Annotated in this window: 21 protein-coding genes; 15 read left to right on the top strand and 6 right to left on the bottom strand. The window is 39.8% G+C overall.

Features of this window, described 5'->3' with window-relative positions; translation table 11 throughout:
* Window positions 1-138 precede the first annotated feature (138 nt).
* The 3 genes from IV514_RS03805 to IV514_RS03815 are packed head-to-tail and all read left to right on the top strand — an operon-like array spanning window position 139 to window position 2309.
* A complete protein-coding gene (locus IV514_RS03805) occupies window positions 139-687 on the top strand; it encodes a sigma-70 family RNA polymerase sigma factor (RefSeq protein WP_206483563.1) in 549 nt (182 codons plus the stop codon).
* Entirely contained in the window at window positions 680-1387 is a 708-nt protein-coding gene (locus IV514_RS03810; protein WP_206483564.1) for a hypothetical protein, read from the top strand. The genes IV514_RS03805 and IV514_RS03810 overlap by 8 nt, the downstream gene beginning before the upstream one ends.
* Before the next feature lies 1 nt (window position 1388).
* Window positions 1389-2309 (top strand): hypothetical protein, encoded by a 921-nt coding sequence (locus tag IV514_RS03815; RefSeq protein WP_206483565.1) that lies wholly within the window; start codon window positions 1389-1391, stop codon window positions 2307-2309.
* A gap of 68 nt (window positions 2310-2377) precedes the next feature.
* On the opposite strand, the gene IV514_RS03820 is transcribed toward IV514_RS03815, so the two are convergent.
* The 5 genes from IV514_RS03820 to IV514_RS03840 form a co-directional block, all read right to left on the bottom strand.
* On the bottom strand, window positions 2378-2794 hold the full coding sequence (locus IV514_RS03820; RefSeq protein ID WP_206483566.1) for a hypothetical protein: 417 nt from the start codon (window positions 2792-2794) through the stop codon (window positions 2378-2380).
* 241 nt (window positions 2795-3035) lie between these two features.
* Complete coding sequence (locus IV514_RS03825) at window positions 3036-5204, bottom strand: malate synthase G (protein ID WP_206483567.1); 2169 nt, start codon at window positions 5202-5204, stop codon at window positions 3036-3038.
* A 293-nt stretch (window positions 5205-5497) separates the two neighbouring features.
* Window positions 5498-6196: an LrgB family protein gene (locus IV514_RS03830; RefSeq protein WP_206483568.1), complete on the bottom strand. Its 699-nt coding sequence runs from the start codon at window positions 6194-6196 to the stop codon at window positions 5498-5500.
* Window positions 6197-6200: 4 nt separating this feature from the next.
* On the bottom strand, window positions 6201-6542 hold the full coding sequence (locus tag IV514_RS03835; RefSeq protein ID WP_206483569.1) for a CidA/LrgA family protein: 342 nt from the start codon (window positions 6540-6542) through the stop codon (window positions 6201-6203).
* A gap of 10 nt (window positions 6543-6552) precedes the next feature.
* Window positions 6553-7494 carry a LysR family transcriptional regulator gene (locus IV514_RS03840; RefSeq protein ID WP_206483570.1) on the bottom strand — a complete coding sequence of 314 codons (942 nt, stop codon included), beginning with the start codon at window positions 7492-7494 and terminating at the stop codon, window positions 6553-6555.
* A gap of 306 nt (window positions 7495-7800) precedes the next feature.
* On the opposite strand from IV514_RS03840, the gene IV514_RS03845 reads away from it, so the two are divergent.
* The 11 genes from IV514_RS03845 (at window position 7801) to IV514_RS03895 (ending at window position 20810) form a co-directional block, all read left to right on the top strand.
* A complete protein-coding gene (locus tag IV514_RS03845; protein ID WP_206483571.1) occupies window positions 7801-9402 on the top strand; it encodes an isocitrate lyase in 1602 nt (533 codons plus the stop codon).
* A gap of 352 nt (window positions 9403-9754) precedes the next feature.
* A complete protein-coding gene (locus tag IV514_RS03850) occupies window positions 9755-10069 on the top strand; it encodes a YebG family protein (protein WP_206483572.1) in 315 nt (104 codons plus the stop codon).
* Between the two features lie 54 nt (window positions 10070-10123).
* Window positions 10124-10840: a SprT family zinc-dependent metalloprotease gene (locus IV514_RS03855; RefSeq protein WP_206483573.1), complete on the top strand. Its 717-nt coding sequence runs from the start codon at window positions 10124-10126 to the stop codon at window positions 10838-10840.
* A 511-nt stretch (window positions 10841-11351) separates the two neighbouring features.
* Complete coding sequence (locus tag IV514_RS03860) at window positions 11352-11717, top strand: response regulator (protein WP_206483574.1); 366 nt, start codon at window positions 11352-11354, stop codon at window positions 11715-11717.
* Complete coding sequence (locus tag IV514_RS03865; protein WP_206483575.1) at window positions 11714-12322, top strand: chemotaxis protein; 609 nt, start codon at window positions 11714-11716, stop codon at window positions 12320-12322. The genes IV514_RS03860 and IV514_RS03865 overlap by 4 nt, the downstream gene beginning before the upstream one ends.
* Window positions 12322-13275: a diguanylate cyclase gene (locus tag IV514_RS03870; protein ID WP_206483576.1), complete on the top strand. Its 954-nt coding sequence runs from the start codon at window positions 12322-12324 to the stop codon at window positions 13273-13275. The genes IV514_RS03865 and IV514_RS03870 overlap by 1 nt, the downstream gene beginning before the upstream one ends.
* Before the next feature lie 244 nt (window positions 13276-13519).
* Complete coding sequence (gene thrA / locus IV514_RS03875) at window positions 13520-15976, top strand: bifunctional aspartate kinase/homoserine dehydrogenase I (RefSeq protein ID WP_206483577.1); 2457 nt, start codon at window positions 13520-13522, stop codon at window positions 15974-15976.
* Complete coding sequence (thrB, locus tag IV514_RS03880; RefSeq protein ID WP_241242162.1) at window positions 15976-16959, top strand: homoserine kinase; 984 nt, start codon at window positions 15976-15978, stop codon at window positions 16957-16959. The genes thrA and thrB overlap by 1 nt, the downstream gene beginning before the upstream one ends.
* Window positions 16960-16999: 40 nt before the next feature.
* Window positions 17000-18292 (top strand): threonine synthase, encoded by a 1293-nt coding sequence (thrC, locus tag IV514_RS03885; protein WP_206483579.1) that lies wholly within the window; start codon window positions 17000-17002, stop codon window positions 18290-18292.
* Window positions 18293-18351: 59 nt separating this feature from the next.
* On the top strand, window positions 18352-19074 hold the full coding sequence (gene ung / locus IV514_RS03890; RefSeq protein ID WP_206483580.1) for a uracil-DNA glycosylase: 723 nt from the start codon (window positions 18352-18354) through the stop codon (window positions 19072-19074).
* A gap of 218 nt (window positions 19075-19292) precedes the next feature.
* Complete coding sequence (locus tag IV514_RS03895) at window positions 19293-20810, top strand: aminotransferase class V-fold PLP-dependent enzyme (protein WP_206483581.1); 1518 nt, start codon at window positions 19293-19295, stop codon at window positions 20808-20810.
* Between the two features lie 123 nt (window positions 20811-20933).
* Here the strand turns inward: IV514_RS03895 and IV514_RS03900 are convergent, their stop codons facing one another.
* Window positions 20934-21506 carry a GNAT family N-acetyltransferase gene (locus tag IV514_RS03900; protein WP_206483582.1) on the bottom strand — a complete coding sequence of 191 codons (573 nt, stop codon included), beginning with the start codon at window positions 21504-21506 and terminating at the stop codon, window positions 20934-20936.
* A gap of 67 nt (window positions 21507-21573) precedes the next feature.
* Here IV514_RS03900 and IV514_RS03905 point away from each other — a divergent pair, with 67 nt between their 5' ends.
* Window positions 21574-22911 (top strand): FAD-dependent oxidoreductase, encoded by a 1338-nt coding sequence (locus IV514_RS03905; RefSeq protein WP_206483583.1) that lies wholly within the window; start codon window positions 21574-21576, stop codon window positions 22909-22911.
* Window position 22912 lies beyond the last annotated feature (1 nt).

A 22912-nucleotide genomic window follows, 5' to 3' on the forward strand; every position in this document is an offset into this window, starting at 1 on the left:
ATTCCATTGGTATAAGACAGGATTCAATGGATAAAAATGCTGTTTGATAAAAATTTTAATATTTTTCAAACTATTTTTGTCATTCCCCCTACTTTAATAATAACAAGCAAAAGAATTAACCGGATAATAGGAATATGCGTGTTTGAACGAAGCGATCAAACGCTAGTAAAGCAAGCGCTGAAAGGAAAGAAATCCGCCTGGATATGCTTAGTAAAGCGTTATGAGAAGCCTTTATATAATTACGCCTTGCGTATGGTCAGTCATCCTGAAGATGCAATGGATCTCATGCAAGATGTCTTTGTGGCAGTTTTTCGAAATTTGGCATCTTTTCGTGGTGAAAGCCCGTTTAAAGGCTGGCTGTTTAAAATAGCGCATTACCGTTGTATTGAGTTTTATCGCCGGAAAAAACCGATGCAATCATTAGATGATGCGCCCGTTCCTGAGCAAGAAGATGAGCAAGCATGTCCAGCGCAGTTCATGGCGGATGGTCAACAATCAAAGGAAGTTCATCAAGCATTGCAACAGCTATCACTGAATCAAAAAGTAGTGGTGGAATTGAAGTTTTTTCAGCATGCAACATTTGAAGAGATTGCCAATCAACTAGGCATATCAACAAATACCGCGAAATCACGTTTGTATAGTGCACTTGATAAGTTAAAAAATTATTTGGAGTTGGATTATGTCTGAGCGTAAAGATACCGACTTAGCAAAACAATTTGCAAAATGGTTGGAAAATAGAACCCGTGCAGAAGCGCAACCGACGAGTGAACAAACATTCAATGGGGATAGTCAATGGCAGGCCCGTCATGAGACGGCTAATTATTTAGCTCATCATGTAGAATTACACCAGCAAGCACAGGTGCCTCATTGGGATCGAGAAGCAACGTTTATGGCAGATAAACGTGCTTGGTGGCAATGGCAAGGGTTACCAGTGATGTCGTTAGCATTTTCATGTATGGCAATGGCTTTAGTATTGTTTAAAGTCGAGGTGCTTGTTCAGGACAATGGCATTACGTTGAGTTTTGCTGATGCCCAGAAAAGACAGCAGCAGATAACGCAATTGGTCGATCAGCGATTGCAAACTTTTGCCAGTGAACAGCAAGTCATTTTAGCCAATTATGCCGCGGATATTAAAGTACAGCAGCAAGAAAGTAACTTAGAGTTAGCGAGTTATATTATGGGAGCTTCACGTCAGGAGCGTAAGGAAGATATGACCGACTTCATTCAGTACATCAATGCACAACGTGCCGATGAACAATATGAACAGAATATGAAGTTTAAACAACTTGAACGGGCGATAAATTATCAACAGGCCAATTTAAACACGGGTATTCAAAATATAGGTATGCAGTCTCAACCTGCAGCTTGGACAACAGAGGAAGAGTGATATGAGAAAATTTACACCGATAATATCAGCAGTGCTGTTAGCCTTTGCAGGAAATGTAAATGCTGAACAATTTTCCAGTATGCACAAGCAACTGGATATCATGAGCAATATTATTAAGTCGTCTGTTAGCATAGATAAAGAAGATAAAGGGAAACGAGTTACCGATGTCGACAGTGTCTATTTGAAAGGGCAAGGGGTGGTGTTTACCATCGAAACCAATGCTTATTTTCAACAGTGGCGGACTGGGCGTTTTAACTTATTTGCTAATGATATCCCGCCAGTTCCGTCTGTGCCAGCTGTACCAGATATTCACTTATCGCATGAAGATGTTGATGAAGAAGCGTTAAATGAAAAAATTGAAGAAGCGATGGAACAAGCGGCTGAAGAGTATGAACTAGCGATTGAATCGATGGAAAATGAAAGAGAAGCGTATCGACAGTTGCAGGAGAAGCAACGGGATTTGTCTTACGAAGTACGAGAACTTGAGCGTGAAAAGCGTGATTTTGAGTATCAAATGCGACGCGCCGACAAAGAAACTAAAGCGGAGTTAAAAGCTGAGCAGAAGAAAATTGCCTCAAAAAAAGCAACGCTTGATAAGTTAGCCAAGAAATTACAAGCAAAAGCGGTTGCTTTGAAGGAAAGACAGAAGCAAAAAATCAAGGAAAAAGAAATAGAGCGCATTAAACATTATCGTTCACTCACGGTATCTCTCGTAGAGTCATTTTGTTTTTATGGTAATGGCTTACGGGCACTCCCTAGAGGAGAAAAGCTAAGCTTAATTATTAAAGGCGCTGGAGAGAAGTCACGAAATGGGTATAAGGATAAAATCTATGTGTTTAACCAAAAGGATTTAAATGAGTGTGCCAGTGAAAAAATAACCCCGAATGATTTACTGGCAAAAGGTCAGGGCTATCAGTTTTAAGCGTCACTGAATAGTGAACAAAAAAGCCACATTACGTGGCTTTTTTGATGAAATAGGGTGAGTAATTTCTAAGATTTGAAATCGTGATCATCAATGGGGTTATCTGTTTGGCGACTTTTAGCGGCTGTAAAGGTAGAACGCTGGTTAAAAGAAGCTAAAAATAAATGTAGCTTGTCGTTAAAAATGGCAGAAAGTTCATAAAGGTGATTTTTTTTTCTATTACTGCAATTTGAATGGGTGATATTCTCAGTTGGTTTTGCTGAGCTGAGTAAATTCGATTGTGCTAATGTGTGCTCTTTACGCTTTGCAGCAAGTAGTTGGCTACCGTTTACCTGCGAGTTAGACAACAGTTGCTGGTAATCGTAAAAAGCATTTAAGGACGCGTTGACTAATTTTACTTCTGCATTTGCATGTACGATACCAGATACTAATAATGTGGTACAAAGTGTACTGGTCAGTAAAGAAGCCTTATGTGAACGGTTCATTTTGCTAGTCCTTTTTGCTGTGTTTACATTCTTGTAACATTTTCACGTTACATTCTAACCATAAATCTAAAATTAAACTATTGCTAATTTTATGGGACAAGCGGTTATTTTTATGGGATCAGTAGCAAATCCCGTAATTTTTATGGGCTAGGATCTAATAAAGCAAAAAATGTGTTTAATAAAACAGGATAAAGCGGTTAACAATTTCACTTGTTAACCGCTTTATCCTGCGAAGGGACTTTTACGCTTGTTTTTTTTGCAGGCGATACTGATGCAGAAGCGGTTCAGTATAGCCATTGGGCTGCTCTTTTCCTTTAAAAATCAGATCACAAGCTGATTGAAAAGCAATACTTGCTTGAAAGTCTTCGGCAATGGGTTGATACAGAGGATCAAAGTTATTTTGTTGATCGACAATTGCCGCCATTTTTTCCAAACTTGCCATCACTTGTTCTTTGGTACAAATATTGTGTTGTAGCCAGTTGGTGATATGTTGGCTTGAGATCCTTAAGGTTGCACGATCTTCCATTAAGCCCACGTTATTAATATCTGGCACCTTGGAACAACCGATACCTTGGTCTATCCAACGAACCACGTAGCCTAATATCCCTTGTGCGTTATTATCTAGCTCTTGGGTGATCTCTTTATCGCACCAATGTGGATTTTTAGCCACAGGGATGGTTAATATATCGTCAAGGTTAGCAGGGGCGCGTTTGGCGATATCTTTCTGTAAGTCAAACACATCCACACGATGGTAATGCAGCGCGTGTAAAGTAGCTGCGGTAGGTGATGGTACCCACGCGGTATTTGCTCCTGCTTCGACATGATTAATTTTATTAGCCAGCATATTCGCCATTTGGTCAGGAATGGGCCACATGCCTTTACCAATTTGCGCTTTACCACTAAAGCCACAGGCTAACCCGACATCAACGTTATTATCTTCATAGGCGTTGATCCAAGGGGTTAATTTTATATCTGCTTTACGCTCCATTGGACCTGCGTACATTGAAGTATGGATTTCATCCCCTGTACGATCTAAAAAGCCTGTGTTAATAAATACCACACGATCTATTGCCTGATAAATACAAGCTTTTAAATTAACACTGGTGCGGCGCTCTTCATCCATGATGCCCATTTTTATGGTGTTTCTCGGTAAAGCCAATGCATCTTCAACTTGCTCAAACAAGGTGTTGGCAAAAGCTACTTCTTCAGGGCCATGCATTTTGGGTTTTACAATATAAATAGAGCCTTGAGCACTATTTTGTAAACCGTTTTTTTGCTCAATATCATACAGTGAAATTAACGAAGTGATCATGGCGTCCATGATCCCTTCTGGTACTTCTTGACCGTCTTCGAGCAAAATTGCATTGTTTGTCATTAAGTGACCGACATTTCTGACAAACATTAAGCTACGTCCTTTTAAGGTTATCGCTTCGTTTGTTGGTGATAGATATTGGCGATCTGCTGCCATACGACGAGTAAAGGTTTGATTGTTTTTGGTTACCTCTTCAGCGAGCGTTCCTTTGTTTAATCCAAGCCAGTGACGATAAGCAATCACTTTGTCTTGTGCATCGACTGCAGCGACAGAGTCTTCACAGTCCATGATGGTCGTTAATGCCGATTCTAGTGTGATATCACAAACACCTGCTAGATCATTTTTACCCACTTCATTGTTTGGGTTTATGTTAATTTCAAAATGTAAGCCATTGTGTTGAAGCAATAACGCGCTTGGTGTTGAGCTATCACCTTGGTAGCCTAAAAATTGCTGTGGCTGTGCCAGTTTTACTTGTTGACCATCTGTTAAAGTGGCTGTTAGTTGTTGATCACTAACACAATAGCGTTTGACATCATGATGACTGCCACTGATTAATGGTAAATGCTGATCTAAAAAGTCGCGTGCGAACGCAATAACTTTCGCACCACGTACAGGGTTGTATTGTCCGGTTTTTTCGGCACCATCACATTCTGGGATAATGTCGGTTCCATAAAGCGCATCGTATAAACTCCCCCAGCGTGCATTCACTGCATTTAACGCAAAACGGGCATTCATAATGGGAACCACCAGTTGAGGACCTGCCATAGTGGCAAGTTCTTTATCTACGTTTTCAGTGGCGATATTAAAATCTTCTACAGGCTCTGCTAAGTAACCTATATCCTTAAGAAATGTTTTATACTCACTAAAATCAAACGCTTTATCTTGATGTGCCTGATGCCAATGATCGATTTGTTGCTGTAACGAGTCTCGAGTGGCTAATAATTGCAGATTGATTGGTGTTAAGCGATAAATGATGTCAGAAAACCCTTGCCAGAATTTCTCTGAAGATAAAGGTAAGTCAGCTAATACTTCCTGCTCAATGAATTGATGCAGGCTGGATGCGATATTAAGTTTGGCTATTTTAATTCTGGATGACATAGCAAGTCCTTATATTGACTTCGTAATATAAAAAGAAAACTTTCTAACAAATTTTCACCTGTGATAAATGATGAATTTAAGAGTATTTTACGATTCAAACAAGAGCATCGGGCTTTAGCTATCTGCTTTGAACAATGTTTTTGTGTGTATGTATCAATGCTTTCTTATTTAAGTGATTGATATTATTTGATTGTTTTTGATTTTTGCTGTTGTTTTTTATTGATATTGTATTTAGTGATAACTGGTATTCATGTGTTTTATGTTAAAGGTTTTTAATAAAAATTTAATGAATATTACATTAGGATATCCAGCATGGGGATCATATAAGGAGCAATCACTGCTGTAATGGTTGCTGAAATAATAATGGCTAATGAACCGTATGCCGCATGTTGATAACTGAGTTGGCTAATAGTAGCCGTACCTAAGGCATGGCTAGCAGTACCAATAGCAAGCCCTTGTGCGGTAGGGGATGTGACGTTAATAAAATTTAACCATTTGACTCCCCAAATAGCGCCAAAAAAACCCGCTAAAATAATGGCAAATGCAGTAATAGCAGAATTGCCCGCTAATTGCTCGGTTATGGCGATTGCAATTGGGGTAGTGATAGATTTAAGCGAGAGTGACACGGCAATCGCAGGGATTTCGATCAAGTAAAGTGTGATCAGGTAACTGATGCTGATAACAAACGCTGCTGCCCAGCTGAGCAGGATAACAATGCGCTTCCACTGTTTTCGTATGGCAGAAAGCTGTTGAAATAAAGGGTAACCCAAAATGACTACGGCAGGCTCTAGCAGGGCGCTTAACCATTGAGTTGACTGTTTATATGCGTGATAGTCGACATGAGTGATGCTGAGTATTGCAATCACAGCAATAATGGTGATCAGCATAGGATTAAGCCAAAACTTTTTATAACGCCTCTGCAGTAATGCACTTACTTGGTATGTCGCTACGGTCAATGTGCACAAGAGCAAGGCTGATAAAATAGTCATCATCACACTAGCGATCTTCCAAACGTTGGTATAGTACTCCAACGAAAGTGAGTACTAAAAAAGTGGTAATAAAAATAATGCTCACCAGTGCAAGACCATGTTGTTTGATTAATGGATATTGATTCATGATGCCAACGCCAGCTGGCACAAAGCATACCCCCATATGACGTATGCCCCAATCGATACTTGCTTTAACCTTTTCAGCCTGACATAAGCGAAAATGTAGCAGAAGGGTAAAAATTATCATGCCATATAAACTTGGCGGTAAGCCCCCTAATACGGCATAGAAGGCATAACCTAATGCTAAACTTAAACAAATAAAACTTATACTATATAATGCATTAAACATAAGTATGTGTTTACTTACCTTGTTCGTTAGCCGTTTCAATCACTAGCTGTCTAAACCAGATATGGCTAGCATCATGATGTAGCAGGGGACTCCATATCATTTTTAATTCGATGTCTGGGATCTCAAATGGTGGTTTTAAAATAGTGTAGTTTGGATCTTCTTTATGCAGCATTGCTGCCTTAGTCGGGAGTGTTGCTACTAGGCCATCTTCATAAGCTAATTGCATGGCAACATGGTAGTTACGAGTAAATACTTTGATATTTCTTTTTTTGCCTAAACGGGCTAACGCTTCATCAACCCAGCCAAGTTTTTGTACATCTTTTGGGTCCATACCAACACCAACACCAAAGCCGGTTTTTGACACCCAAACATGTTTGGAAGCTAGGTAACTATTAAGGTTAAACTTAGTGACGACACTATTATCTGCACTTAATAAGCAAGAAAAACCGTCGCGCCAAATGGTTTTTTGGTGAAATGATTGTGGTAATTCATCAAAGCGGTTAATTGCCATGTCAATTTTTCCTGCTTCAACATCATGAAAGTTAACATCACTTGGGGTCATAATATCAATGATGACATTTGGCGCGATGCGATTAACCTTCCTTAATAAACCCGGTAATAGGGTAGAAGCGGCATAATCACTCGCCATAATACGAAATACCCGTTGACTGTGTTGCTCATTAAACTCTTCTTCCCCTTGAAGCGCTTCTTCTAACTCTAATAATATTTTTCTGATAGCTGGCGATAAAGCGCGCGCGCGCTCTGTGGGTACCATGCCGTCAGAGGTTCTTACTAAAATAGGATCATTAAACAATGATCTTAGCCGTTTTAAGCCGTTACTCATCGCTGGTTGAGTGATATTAAGTTGACTGGCAGCACGTGTGACATTCTTTTCTCTTAATAACACGTCAAGATAGATAAGCAGATTAAGATCTATTTTAGATATATTCATTTCATAAATACTTTTTATAAAGGTGATAAATGAAATATATGTCATTAATAGGAAATCAGATCAAGTAGATTTTAGTCTAATAGTAAGGTCTTACAGTTATTTAATCTTAATTTGTGGTGTTTAACTTGTTGTATTATATGGCTATTGCTGTAATGTGGTTTTGGTATTTATATTGTGAATGGTGATGATAAAAAATATATATTTCATTAATACCGTTGAGGTGGTTTAGTCTTTTTGTTGTTCGGTATGACAGTTTACCAATTTAATTACATATTGTTTGCGCACTCAGTGCCAGGAGATCAAAAGATGACTAATTATCGCCAAGAGATAGAGAAATTAACAACAGAATTAAAATCTAAAGACACGTGGCAAGCTATTAACCCTGAGTCTGTTGCTCGTATGCGTTTACAAAATCAATTTAAAACTGGATTGGATATTGCCAAGTATACTGCTGCTATTATGCGCAAAGACATGGAGGCATATGATGCCGATCCTAGTAAATACACCCAATCTCTTGGCTGTTGGCATGGCTTTATTGGTCAGCAAAAAATGATTTCTATTAAGAAACATTTTGAAAACACTGATCGTCGTTACCTTTACTTGTCAGGTTGGATGGTTGCAGCCTTGCGCTCTGAGTTTGGTCCATTGCCTGATCAATCTATGCATGAGAAAACCTCAGTTGCTAGCTTGATTAATGAGTTATATACCTTTTTACGTCAAGCTGATGCAAGAGAGCTAGGCGGGTTATTCAGAGAATTAGATGCAGCAAGAGAAGCTGGTGATGAAGTGAAAGAGTCAGAAGTGCAGGCGCAGATTGATGGTTATGTAACGCATGTTGTGCCAATTATTGCTGATATTGATGCAGGTTTTGGTAATGCGGAAGCAACCTACTTAATGGCGAAGCAAATGATCGAAGCGGGTGCATGTTGTATTCAAATTGAAAACCAAGTATCGGATGAAAAGCAATGTGGTCACCAAGACGGTAAAGTAACGGTACCTCATGAAGATTTCTTAGCGAAAATTAATGCTGTACGTTACGCCTTTATGGAATTAGGTGTGGAAGATGGCGTTATCGTTGCGCGTACCGATTCATTAGGTGCTGGATTAACTAAGCAAATTGCGGTTACTAAAGAGCCTGGTGATTTAGGTGATCAATACAATAGTTTCTTAGATTGTGATGAAGTGAGTGAATCAGAGTTAGGAAACGGTGATGTAGTTATTAAGCAAAATGGTAAACTAGTTCGTCCTAAGCGCTTACCAAGTAACCTATATCAATTTAAGCAAGGTACAGGTGAAGCACGTTGTGTGCTTGACTGTATTACTTCTTTACAAAATGGTGCTGATTTAATTTGGATTGAAACAGAAAAACCTCATATCGGTCAAATTGGCGGTATGGTGAATGAAATCCGCAAAGCTGTACCGAACGCTAAGTTAGTGTATAACAACTCGCCTTCATTTAACTGGACACTTAATTTCCGTCAGCAAATATTTGATGCCATGGTTGAAGAAGGTCAAGACGTGTCTGCATACGATAGAGATCGTTTAATGAGCGTTGAGTATGATGGTACAGAGCTAGCACAAGTTGCTGATGAGCGTATTCGTACCTTCCAAGCAGATGCAGCAAAAGATGCTGGGATCTTCCATCACTTAATTACCTTGCCAACTTACCATACTGCCGCATTATCAACAGATAACTTAGCGAAAGAGTACTTTGGTGACCAAGGCATGTTAGGTTATGTATTAAATGTACAGCGTGAAGAAATCAGACAAGGCATTGCTTGTGTGAAACATCAAAACATGGCTGGTTCAGACATGGGTGATGATCATAAAGAATACTTTGCTGGTGAAGCGGCATTAAAAGCTGCGGGTAAAGATAACACCATGAATCAATTTGCTAATATTGCATAATTGTATAAACGGTAACAATCAACGGCGTGTTAGTGTAACTAACACGCCGTTTTTATTTGCATACAATAAGTAATATTACGTGGCATTCTGCAGGTTTGTACCTAAGCTAATGCTGCAGTCCACTTTATGAATTAGCCAGCAGTGTTGTGCTAAATCAAATCGCTTAGCATAAGCAAACCGTTATACTAGTTTGCTATTTGTAAAGAAGTGCGTAAAATACTGGTATTATATACAGCCTCTATTGTTCTATTGAAGTTGCAAAAGCGACAACTTTGAAAATTACGCAATTGCAATAGAGTATGGTTTAAGATAGTGCAATTAGTATCATCATTAGAAAATTTAAGGGAAAGCAATGGCAGTTGAAAGTAGATTTGTTGTCATCAGACAAGGTGTGGAGGTAGAGACATTTATGGACAAGAAAGCCGCAGACGAATATGACAAGATGTTGGATATGGCTGATAACCTTGCTGAAATGTTTGAAACCGCGCCGGTCGAGTTATCAGAGGCGATTCGAGAAGAGCTCAGTATTTATTTAGCTAAGCATCGCGAAGAAGTACTGATTGCCCTACAGGCGAAAAAGCCAAAAGCAGCGAAAAAACCTGCAGCCAAAAAAGCAGTGCAAGCTGATGTTAAGCTGAGTGAAAAACCAGCAAGTGATGCTGCTTAATCTTGTATTGTATAAGATTAACCTAGATATCTTTATTGCGGGCAGTTACTTAACTTGTTTGACTATCAATTAATTAGAAGTCGCAACCGTAAAAGTGTTGCGTTACAAGTTTCAGCGGGTCAGGTTTTAGTACGAGCTCCCTACGGAGTTTCGCCAAAGCGTATTGATGTTTTTGTGAACAACAAACAGCAGTGGATTGCTGAAAAATTACAGCGTTATGCTCTGGTGAGTGAGACATTACGTGATAATCAAATCGTTATAAAAAATAATGGTATTCTGTGGCTAAAGGGGCAGAAGTTGCCGCTGTTAGTCAGATTCAGTGATAAAAATGACGTTATTGTTCGTAAAGATGCCGTTGAAGTCACTTTGTCCAAGCGCTACCTGTCGGCTAATGAACAAGCTTGTTGGGTTAAAGTTAAATCTGTCCTCGAAAACTGGTTTAAACAACAAGCAAACGAAGTTATTCGCCAGAAGCTACCTTACTTTATTGCTCAGACCAAGCTCTCTCCTAATGCAATTAAAATTAGACAATATAAAGCGCGATGGGGCAGCTGTGATAATAAAGGGCAACTGAGCTTTAATTATTTATTAATGATGGTACCGGAATCAGTACTTGATTACGTCATTATTCATGAGTTGTGTCATTTAAAATACTTTAATCACAGCACACATTTTTGGCAATTAGTTGCTCGTTATTGTCCTGATTACCGCTGGGCGAAAACATGGTTAAAGCAGCATCAGCCGTTTCTTACTTGGCCTAAAATCGATTAAACTGCCGCTTAGCTAATTCCAGACAAAAGCTTATGTTAGATCAAACTTTACCTCTACTTGTTATGCTACCTTTATCACACTAAACATGAGCTAAGTTTGAAAGCTAGTTCTATTATTTGGCATGATAATTGTTTGAATTTAATCATTATTATCTATTTGATGCCAAGAGTCATTTGTTTGACGATAGAAAAATAGGAGCATTGTGATGAAAGTACGCCGTTATTATTGGAAAATGACGAGCATTTACGCAGTTTCTGCGTTAGCTTCATTATATGTATTACAGTATTTATTGAATATCTAACGATAGATTTCGCTCACACTTTTATTACCACAGACCTTCTAAGGTGATGTGCCTGTCACTTTTTCTTTTTGTTTTACTCTGCATTTCGCGTTATAGCTTAGCGACATGACGTTAAAAAATTCAATGTTTGGTTAAATAATCGTTAACACAGTGCTTGTTTTCATGTAAATTAATAGGGATAAAAATAAGAATACTAAGGATCCTAAATCCATGAGCTCGTCAGTTCTGATATGCGATGACTCTAATCTTGCACGAAAGCAAGTGTTAAGAAGCTTACCTGAATCACTCTCATCAACCGCCCAGCTTGCCACTAATGGTGAGGAAGCGCTTGAATTGTTGAGTCAACAAAACTTTGATCTGCTGTTTTTAGACCTTACCATGCCGGTTGTTGATGGTATTGGTGTACTCGAGGGGATCAAGGCAGCTGAGTTGTCTGTTAATGTCTTTGTTATTTCTGCGGATGTTCAACCGGAAATGCAATCGAAAGTAATGCAGCTTGGCGCTAAGGCTTTTTTACGCAAACCTGTGCAAAAAGAGCTTTTGCATCATCACTTAAACGAATATGGTTTGCTATGAATCAACTCATCTTAACCGCTGATCAACAAGATTGCTTGCAAGAATTGATAAATGTCGCAATGGGGCAAGCGAGCGATCAATTGGCACGTTATTTAGATACTTTTGTCCATTTGAAAGTGCCGAGTATTGAGCAAGTGAGTTCAGAACATTTGTCGCAATCGCTTCATCAAGAAGAGCAAGCAGTGGCGGTCGTCAGCCAAGGTTTTTTTGGTTATGAGGGAATACGTGGTGAAGCCTTATTGGTTTATCAGCCGAAAGACTCAGATCGTTTAGCTGACTTACTAGGTTATGAACCTGATGAACTGTCGGTAGAAGAGCAAATTATTGATTTAAGCTCTATTTTAACCACAACATTTTTAAATGTTTTTGCCAGTCAAATCGATAATCAAATGTCATATAGTGCACCGCGATTACTAGCCTCGAGTCAGTCTAGTATTTCTGAGCACATAGAGCAGCAACAGTTTACTTGGGATGCGGCACTGAAGGTGAAAATTACTTATCAAGTGACAGACTATTCATTTAACTGTGACATGATTTTATTGATCCCTTCTGCTGCTATTATCAATATCACTACCGTGATTGATCGTATTTTGGAAGCATTCTAATGTCTGCTAATGTTTGTGAAATGATCGCAGAGCAAATTAACACTGGCATTCTCGTGCTCGATCTCGAGTTAACGATTGTCGAGTGGAATCGTTATTTGCAAGTGCATGCAAACAAACATTCAAATGAAGTGCTAGGTCAGTCAGTTTTTACTGTTTTTCCTGAACTACCTCGCCGTTGGTTTGAGCGTAAATTAGCCAGCGTGATCCAGTTAAATACGCCGAACTTTTGTTCGTGGGAACAACGACATCATTTATTTGAATTACCTCATACTCGCCCGATTTCAACCGACAGTCATTTTATGGCACAAAACTGTACTTTTTTGCCGATTGAAAAGCAGGGTAAATTAACACATATTTGCATTTTAATTGAGGATGCAACTGACGTTTGTCACTATCAATCTAAGCTAAATAGTGCGCTGGAACAGTTGGCAAAAGCAAATAAAATTGATGGCTTAACCCAAGTGTTTAATCGTAAGCATTGGGAAGAATGTCTGGCAAAAGAGTTTGGACGAGCTCGTCGGTATCAACACGAACTTGCATTAATTATGTTCGATCTGGACAGGTTTAAATTACTCAATGATAGCTATGGTCATCAGTGTGGTGATTTAGTACTGATAGAAACTGCTAATATTACTAAGTCTTTATTGCGTATTTGTGATCAATTCGGTCGTTATGGTGGCGAAGAATTTGCCGTTATTTTACCTGAAACCGATCTCGATGGTGCGCTAGATGTGGCAGAGCGTATTCGTGAAACACTTGAACATTCTGTAATAAAATTTCAAGGGGAAGATATCCGCTTTTCTACCAGTGTGGGAGTTGCGACATTATCAGCCGATAACCAGCGCTATGAAGATTTAATTTCCAGCGCTGATAAGGCATTATATGATGCTAAGTCGACAGGGCGCAATAAAGTTTGTGCTGCTCGACAAGAACTGAAACTACTAGTAAATTAAATATTTATTCCATTTTTCCCGCGTTTATTCACATTTCTTATACTTCTATTCAAAAAGACGGTTGACAGAAAATTACATTTAAGGCATTTTACCCCCATGAAAACTTTTACTCGCCACATTGCTATTATTATTACTACCACCCTCACCGGGATGGTGGTCATTGGCTGACGTGTAAAAGAAAGTTTTTTATCAAAGCCCGTGACCATAAAGGTAGCGGGCTTTTTTCGTTTCTAGGGGAAGAAAAATGCGTGTGTTAAAATTTGGTGGGTCATCATTGGCATCGGCTGAACGTTTTGTTCAGGTTGCTAATATTGTCAAAAATGAAAGCCTTTCTTCAGCGGTTGCTATTGTTGTCTCTGCCCCACAAGGGGTTACCAATCATTTAGTAGCGATGGCTGAAAACATTGCTGATGAAAAAAAATTACAAACTGATCTGGCACATTTTAAAAGCGCAATAGAAACGATTATTTCTGATTTATCTGCTTCTTTAGCTGATTTTGATTCTCATCATGCTGAACAAACGCTTAAAAATTGGGAGCAACAGCTTGCTCGTTATATGCAGGGAGCGAATATGTTGTCGTATTGTCCCGATCATATTCGTGCGGTGATCATCAGTGTTGGCGAACGACTAAGTGTGGCAATTTTAGACTCAGTATTGAAAAGTTACGATATTAACGTTTCCCTGATCGAACCTGAAAAGTTTTTACGCACCAACGATGTTTCATTAAATGCATTAGCTGACTTAGTGCTATGTAAAGAAAAGTTTTTATGTCAGTACAATAACTTAAATCGCGTGGCACTTATGCCAGGGTTTATTGGGGTGAACAGTAACGGACAAGTAACGACATTAGGCCGTAATGGCTCGGATTATTCAGCCGCAGTGTTAGCGGTTTGTGCACAGGCACAATGTTGTGAAATTTGGACGGATGTTAACGGTGTTTATAATGCCGATCCTCGTCTCATTAAAGATGCGCGCTTATTAGATTACTTGTCTTATCAAGAAGCGATGGAGTTATCTTACTTTGGTGCGAGTGTGCTACATCCGAAAACGATAGGACCTATTGCCCAATATCACATCCCATGTTTGATCAAAAACACTGGTAACCCTGAAGCAAAAGGGACGCTTATCAGTAATGAAAATGATCAATCAAAGCAAGTCAAAGCGATTTCAAATCTCGATAATTTGACCATGGTGAATGTGTCAGGCCCAGGAATGAAAGGCATGGTGGGTATGGCAAGTCGTGTATTTGCCACTATGAGTCGAGAGAATATTTCCATCGTCTTAATCAGTCAGTCCTCCAGTGAATACTGTATTAGTTTTTGTATTCATTCTGCTGATGCCGATTTAGCGGCAGAAAGCTTAAAACAAGAATTTGAGCTTGAGCTGTTAAACGGTTTGCTAGAGCCGCTTGATTTACAAAGTGATTTATCAATTGTTTCGTTAGTGGGTGATGGGATGCATCATCAGCAAGGCGTGGCTGCTAAATTCTTTAGCTCGTTAGCACAAGCACGGGTGAATGTGATTGCTATCGCGCAAGATTCATCTGAGCGCAGCATTTCAGTAGTGATTGAAAAGCGTAAATGTACTGATGCATTAAAAGTGAGTCACCAGAACTTTTTCTCTCATAAACCGACGATTGATGTCTTTATGGTGGGTTGTGGCGTAGTTGGCAGTGAGTTGATCGCACAAATTGCCCGCCAACAGCCTAAGTTACGTGCACAAAATATTTCATTACGGGTTTATGGTATCGCTAATAGTAAAGGCATGGTGTTTGATAAGGAAGGGATTGATTTAGACAATTGGCAACAGTTGCTCGGACAATCTCCAGTGCCAGTCACTGCCGAAAACATCAAAGCCTTTGTTCGTGATAATCACTTAATCAACCCAGTGTTAGTCGATTCAACATCCAATGAACAATTAGCGATGAGTTATGTGGATTTTATCGAACAAGGTTTCCATGTTGTCACTCCGAATAAAAAAGCGAATACGGATTCATGGCAGTATTACCAAGCCATTCGTGCAGCAACTCAGAAAACAAATCGTCGTTTTCTATATGAAACAACGGTGGGTGCAGGTCTACCAGTTATTGATACTTTGCAGAGCTTGATCAAAGCAGGTGATGAATTAGTGCGTTTTGAAGGGATCTTATCTGGCTCTTTATCCTATATCTTTGGCAAGTTAGAAGAAGGTATGAGCTTGTCTCAAGCTACGGCAATCGCCAAAGAAAATGGCTTTACCGAGCCTGATCCTCGAGATGATCTCAGTGGAATGGATGTTGCGAGAAAATTACTTATTATGGCGCGTGAAGCGGGGATGCCATTGGAGTTATCTGATATCACGATTGAATCGGTATTACCAAGTGACTTTGATGACAGTGGCGATGTTTCAAGCTTTATGAATAATTTAGCCTCGCTTGATGATGATTTTTCACAACGAGTTGAGCAAGCGCAATCACAAGGGAAAGTATTACGCTATATTGGTAATATTGTTGAGGGAAAATGTCAGGTGTCAATAGAAGCTGTTGATAGCGCTCATCCGTTATATGCGATTAAAGATGGTGAAAACGCGCTTGCTATTCACAGCCGTTATTACCAACCATTACCTTTTGTCTTAAGAGGCTATGGTGCTGGTGCTGAGGTTACAGCAGCGGGTGTTTTTGGTGATTTATTGCGTACACTAGCATGGGAGCAACAACACTAATGGCTAACGACAAAGTTTCAGTATTTGCACCAGCCTCTATCGGTAATGTCAGTGTTGGTTTTGATATTCTTGGTTTAGCTGTCAAGCCAGTCGATGGTACTTTACTAGGTGATGTCGTCACGGTTGAACGCCATGAAACTAATCAACTGGTTGTCTTGGGAGAATTTGCGGCTAAATTACCTGCTGAGCCAAGCGAAAATATCGTTTGGCACTGTATGCAATTATATCATCAGGCGCTGGAAGAACAGCAAGTTGATGTGGTGCCAGTGAAAGTCACCTTAGAGAAAAAAATGCCAGTAGGTAGTGGTTTAGGTTCAAGTGCTTGTTCGGTGGTTGCCGCGTTAGCCGCACTTAACAACTATTATCAACAATACCATCAATTTAGTTTTGATAAAGCAACCATGCTACGTATGATGGGGCAAATGGAAGCACAAATTAGTGGTAGTTTACATTATGACAATGTTGCGCCTTGCTATTACGGAGGTATGCAATTAATGGTGCCTAGTGATGACATTATTACTCGTCATTTACCACAGTTTGATGATTGCTTTTATGTGATGGCGTATCCAGGCATTGAAGTCTCAACTAAGGCCGCAAGAGAAGTGTTACCTGAACACTATAGCCGCAAAGAATTAATAATATTTGGGCAAAATTTGGCAACTTTTGTCGATGCTTGCCATCGAAATGATAAAGCGCAGGCGTTTTCGGTGGTGACCGATATTGTCGCGGAGCCTTATCGACAACACTTATTGCCAGGTTATCAACAAGCCTGTCAATATTTGAAGTCAAAAGGGAGTTTAGCAGTAGGAATTTCAGGCTCTGGTCCAACGTTATTTTGTGTCACGGATGATGAAGCAAAAGCCAATGAGTTTGCTGCGTGGTTAAGTGACAATTATTTACAAACATTATCTGACGGTAGATGTGAAGGGTTTGTTCATGTTTGCCGTGTTGACGAACAAGGCGCCAGTCAAATAGCGCAATAATACTGCTGATTGCAGTGTAGTGATATTAGGAATAACCAAAGTGAAATTTTATAATCTTAAAGAAAATGATGAAGTTGTCAGTTTTTCTGGCGCGGTAAAACAAGGGTTGGGACGTAACCAAGGGTTATTCTTTCCCGAGTCCATTCCAAGTTTTGATAATATTGAACAACTGCTAGCCATGCCATTTGTTGAGCGTTGCGTTAAAGTACTTCACCCATTTGTCAGTGATGATTTATCTGAGTCAGCATTGTCAAAAATCATTACTGAAGCCTTTAACTTTCCCGCACAAATACAGCCAATCAGTGAAAACCGTGCCATTTTAGAGCTGTTTCATGGACCTACACTTGCGTTTAAAGATTTCGGCGCGCGTTTTATGGCGCGTTGTTTACAAACCTTTAGTGCAAACAAAAAAATCACTATTTTAACCGCGACTTCTGGTGATACTGGCGCTGCTGTTGCTCATGCCTTCCATGGCATTGAAAACATTCGTGTGGTGATCATGTATCCCAAAGGGAAGATCAGCTTATTACAAGAAAAAATGTTTACCACACTTGGTGGCAACATTGAAACAATTGCCGTTGATGGTGATTTTGATGATTGCCAAGCGTTAGTCAAAAAAGCGTTTGATGATAAAGAATTAAGGGAGACTATTGCATTAAACTCTGCTAATTCAATTAATATCAGCCGTTTACTCGCGCAAATTTGTTACTATTTTGAAGCCGCGGCACAGTTATATCGCCAGCAAGGTCAAGCGGGATTGGAAGATCTTGTCTTTTCAGTTCCTAGCGGTAATTTTGGTAACTTAACCGCAGGGCTATTTGCTAAAGCTATGGGTTTGCCCATTAAGCGCTTTATTGCGGCAACCAACTCAAATGATACCGTGCCTCGTTACTTACAAACGGGTGAGTGGTCGCCTAATGATACGATTGCTACTATGTCGAATGCGATGGATGTTAGTAACCCAAACAACTGGCCACGTGTAGAACATATGTTACGGTCAGGCATTGTTGATAAAAACTGTGTAAGCTCAGTTTCTATTGATGAAGAGCAAACTCAAATGACCATGATCGCACTTGCTAAGCTTGGCTATATCAGTGAGCCTCATGCGGCTGTTGCCTATAAAGCGTTGCAATATAATGCCAGTGAAACTGAGTTTGGCGTATTTTTAGGTACGGCACATCCGGCAAAATTCAAAGAAGTGGTTGAAAGCACCTTAGGTCAACCGATTGCCTTGCCAAAAGAGTTGGCAGATTGTGCGACTGAATCGATATTATCGGTTGATCAAAGTAATGAGTTTAGTGATTTACGCGCATACTTATTAGCGGGAAATTAAGTTTCTTAGCACATCAGCATACGATAAACTAAGGGCAGTATTTTCAACTGCCCTTTTTTATGAATGATATTAAGCCACAATGGCAATCTTTGATTAGCTTGCAGCAGCAACAAGAGTATTTTCAGCAACTGATTAATAGTGTCGATGCGCAGCGCAGTAATGGTGTGACGATATTTCCAAACGAGCATGATGTATTTAATGCCTTTCGTTTTAGTGATTTATCTGAAATAAAAGTGGTCATTTTAGGGCAAGACCCTTATCACGGAGTTGGTAGTCAAGGTCAACCACAAGCCCATGGTTTAGCCTTTTCTGTCAATCATGGAGTGAAAGTTCCGCCTTCCTTGGTGAATATTTATAAAGAGTTAACCACTGATATTGATGGTTTTATTACACCGTCACATGGCAATTTAACCGAGTGGGCAGAGCAGGGCGTATTGCTACTTAATACGGTATTAACAGTGCAACAAGGAAAGGCGCATTCGCATGCAAAGTTAGGTTGGGAAACTTTTACCGATGCAGTGATCAACGAGCTAAGTGAAAAAAACTCTGGCTGTGTGTTTATTCTTTGGGGCAGTCATGCACAAAAGAAAGGGCGTGCTATTGATACTCAAAAGCATTGTGTGCTTAACGGACCACATCCCTCGCCATTGTCTGCATATCGTGGTTTTTTTGGTAGCAAGCCATTTTCTCAAGCCAATGACTGGTTACTTCAGCAGCAAAAAATTCCGATAAACTGGCAAATTACTCAGCCACCACTTACTGAGCAAGGGCAGTTACTGTAAAAAGGTCTATTATGTTCGCTAAATTTTTTCACCATCTTATGTAAATGAAAATAATTTTTTAATAACAGCTTATATTTGTCACTAAAAAGATAGTTAATGCTGAATATGACTATATTTAGGAATTAATTTGCTTATTATAGTGTTTTGGTGGTTTGCTGTTGTGCTATTTTGTTATTTATTTAGAATAAATTAACTTTGGTTTGTTTTGGTTAAATACAATGTCTTTAGAAAATTATTTCTTACCTTTTCGCCGTCATGTGATTGGCAATGGCTTAACACATACGATCAATGGTCGTGAACAAGAGATAATCTATGCGGATTGGACGGCAAGTGGTCGCCTTTATCAACCGATAGAAGACTATATCAGCCACACCTTAGGCCCCTTTGTCGCTAATACCCATACTGAAACCAATTTAACTGGTAGTGCCATGACCCATGCCTATCATGAAGCCCAACAAGTGATCAAAAAGCATGTCAATGCTTGTAAAAATGATGTGTTGATCACCGCAGATACAGGCATGACGGGAGTGATCAATAAATTTCAGCGTATTCTTGGTTTACGTATTCCTGAGCGGATGCAAGATCAGGTGACCTTTGATGACTGTGATCGCCCAGTAGTATTTATTACCCATATGGAACATCACTCAAATCAAACAACTTGGTATGAATGTGATGTGACTCTGGAAATTATTGACCCCGATGAGAATGGTTTACCTTCATTAGTACATTTAGCCGAGTTATTAGAGCAATATCAGGATAGAAAACTGAAAATAGGCTCATTCTCTGCCTGCTCAAATGTGACTGGAATTAAAACACCTTATTATCAAATGGCGGAGATCATGCATCAACATGGCGGTTTATGCTTTGTTGATTTTGCCTGTTCTGCACCGTATGTGAATATTGATATGCATCCAGCCAATTCAAAACAGGCGTTGGATGCCATTTTCTTCTCTCCCCATAAATTTTTAGGTGGCCCTGGTAGCTCAGGGGTGTTGGTATTTAATCGTGCTTTGTATAAAAACAAAGTGCCCGATCATCCCGGTGGTGGTACCGTAACTTGGACTAACCCTTGGGGAGAGCATAGCTTTTTCCATGATATTGAATTGCGTGAAGATGGTGGTACACCCGGCTTCTTACAATGTATTCGCACAGCCTTGGCGATTAAAGTTAAGGATGCTATGGGGGTGGATAATATTGCTGTTCGAGAAAAAGAAATTGTTGATTATGTCATGTCACAATTAAGTGAAAACGAACAAGTGGTGATGCTAGAACCTAATCTAAAAGATAGGCTGGCGATTGTTTCTTTTTATGTAAAAGGTGCTCATCATAATCTAGTGGTTAGGTTACTCAATGATAGGTTCGGTATACAAACTCGAGGTGGTTGTTCTTGTGCAGGCACTTACGGGCATATTTTGTTAAATGTAGATCAAGACACGTCTTGTGAAATTACTAAGAAAATTGATTCCGGTGATTTTGCTGAAAAACCAGGTTGGATCCGAGCATCATTCCATCCCACCATGACAGATAAAGAAATTGCCTATGTGGTGGATGCCATAAATCAAGTAACTGCGAATATCGAAATATGGAGTCAGGACTATCGCTTTAATCCTGCCATTGGGGACTTTGAGCATCGCCAATTACAAGTCGATTTTCCTGAATTAGCTGAATTTGACCCACTAAATACCTGTAAAACAGATAAAAGCTCAGCTTCAATATTACAACGATTGTTTGGTTAGCTTTTCAGTAGTGGAGTAGGTTAATTAAAGAGTGTTGTACTTTGCGCTATCAGGTTTGATATTAAGTAATTAAAATTCATAGCGCTTTTAATCTTTATGATGGCAGTTTGAGCATGCTATTCTTTAAACGAATTTTTTATCAAAAAGAATGATCATTTCCGCCGCGCTGCAATGACAATCTTTGCCACAGAGTGTGCAGATATAATCTTCCAATTCATTCCAACGTCTGGGATGTTGGGTGACTAGTGTACCGCCGCATTTACTAAAATACTTAACTGCGCTATTGCCTGGGCTTTGCATCCACAGATGACTGACACCTGCCTGCGCCCCTTGTTTTTTCACTGCGTTGATTGCTAATTTTAATAATTTACTGCCAATGCCATGCCCACGATAATTTTCATCCACAGTATTGCATTTAAAGTAGCACACATGTGCTGGTGCCACTTGCCATTTTACAGGGCTACACCATTTGTCAATGTGCCATTGCTTGGCGGCAAAGGTGATACGAAAGCCAACTAATTTATCCTTATCATAAGCGACATAGCTAGCGTTTACTTGATCTTTTATGCCTTGTTCAACCCATTGTTTAACTTTTACTGTGTCCATATAACCTTCGCCGTGTACGAAATTACCTAGTGCAATGACCGCTTGATAATCTTGTGGTGCTAGCGGGCGATAAATAATGTTTTTATTCATGGGAAATTATTTGGCTAATGTTAATTTTGTTGCTAGTTTAGCACTGTAATTAATTAAAGGTAATAAGATGTACGACCCTCTACATGATGTATCCCCTGGATGCGGTGAAGCTTATCCAAAAAGTTACTGGGCTGAAAATTCTGGTATTGCTCCTGATAATGATCAAGCACTTTCACAAGATATTGATGTTGATGTTGCCATCATAGGAGCTGGTTATACTGGTTTGTCGTGTGCGTTGCATTTAGCGCGTGAACACGGCATTAAAGCCACGGTTGTGGAAGCTAACCAAAGCGCATGGGGCTGTAGTGGTCGAAATGCTGGCTTTATTTTGAAATCTTCTGGTCGAAAATCTTATAGCCAGATGCAAAAGCAATGGGGTGAAACTGTGATGCGTGGCATTTATGATGAAATGTCAGCAGGCGTCGATACAGTGAATCAATTGATTGCTGAGGGCATTGACTGTCAGGTGCAATCGCCAGGTTATATTAAAGTGGCGCATAAGGCGAATAAGTTACAAGAGCTGATTGATTTAGCTAAGTTACAGCAAAAAATGTTCGGTTATGACGTGCAGGTGCTATCACGTGCAGAGCTACATCATGACTATATGGTTGATCAAAATGCTTATGGGGCGATCCGTTATCAAGACGGCTATGGGCTTAACCCACTAAAATTAGCATGGGGTTATCAAACACTTGCTCGCCAAGCGGGAGCTAAGATCCATTGCGCCACTCCCGTTGAGGACTGGCATCAAACACCTACGGGGCATCAATTGATCACTCCCAAGGCGGTGGTGAAGGCTAAAAAGGTTGTTTTAGCCACCAATGGCTATACCCCTAAAGGTTTCCACTCATTGATCACCGATCGTACCTTGCCAGTATTGTCTCAAATCATAGTGACAGAGCCGTTAACGGATGAACAAATAGCGGCATGTAATTTCATCTCATCCAATGTGGTGATGGATACGCGCGCGTTAAAGTACTATTACCGAAAACTCCCGGATAATCGTATTTTATTTGGTGGTCGCGGTGCTATTACTGGTAAAAATGCTGAAGATCCTTATTATGCGAACCGTTTGTTATCTGTGTTGAAAACCAGCTTCCCTGCATTACAAAATCTTAATATTGCCTATGCATGGTCGGGGTGGATTTGTATGGCGCTAGATGACTTACCGCATATTTATCAAAACCCTGAACATAATGTCTTTTATAGTATGGGATATTGCGGTTCGGGCGTATCGTTTTCTGTGCAAGCGGGTAAGCGTTTGGCTGAAAAGGTGGCAGAAAAATCGGTGCCAAACTTGCCTTTATATCAATGTCCTTTACCAAAGTTTCCGTTGGCGCCTATGCGCCGTATCGGGCAATGGGGCTATTTTCACTATGGTAAAATTAAAGATACTTGGTTTTAGT

The organism is Thalassotalea sp. G2M2-11, assembly GCF_017168195.1.
Taxonomy (GTDB): domain Bacteria; phylum Pseudomonadota; class Gammaproteobacteria; order Enterobacterales; family Alteromonadaceae; genus Thalassotalea_E.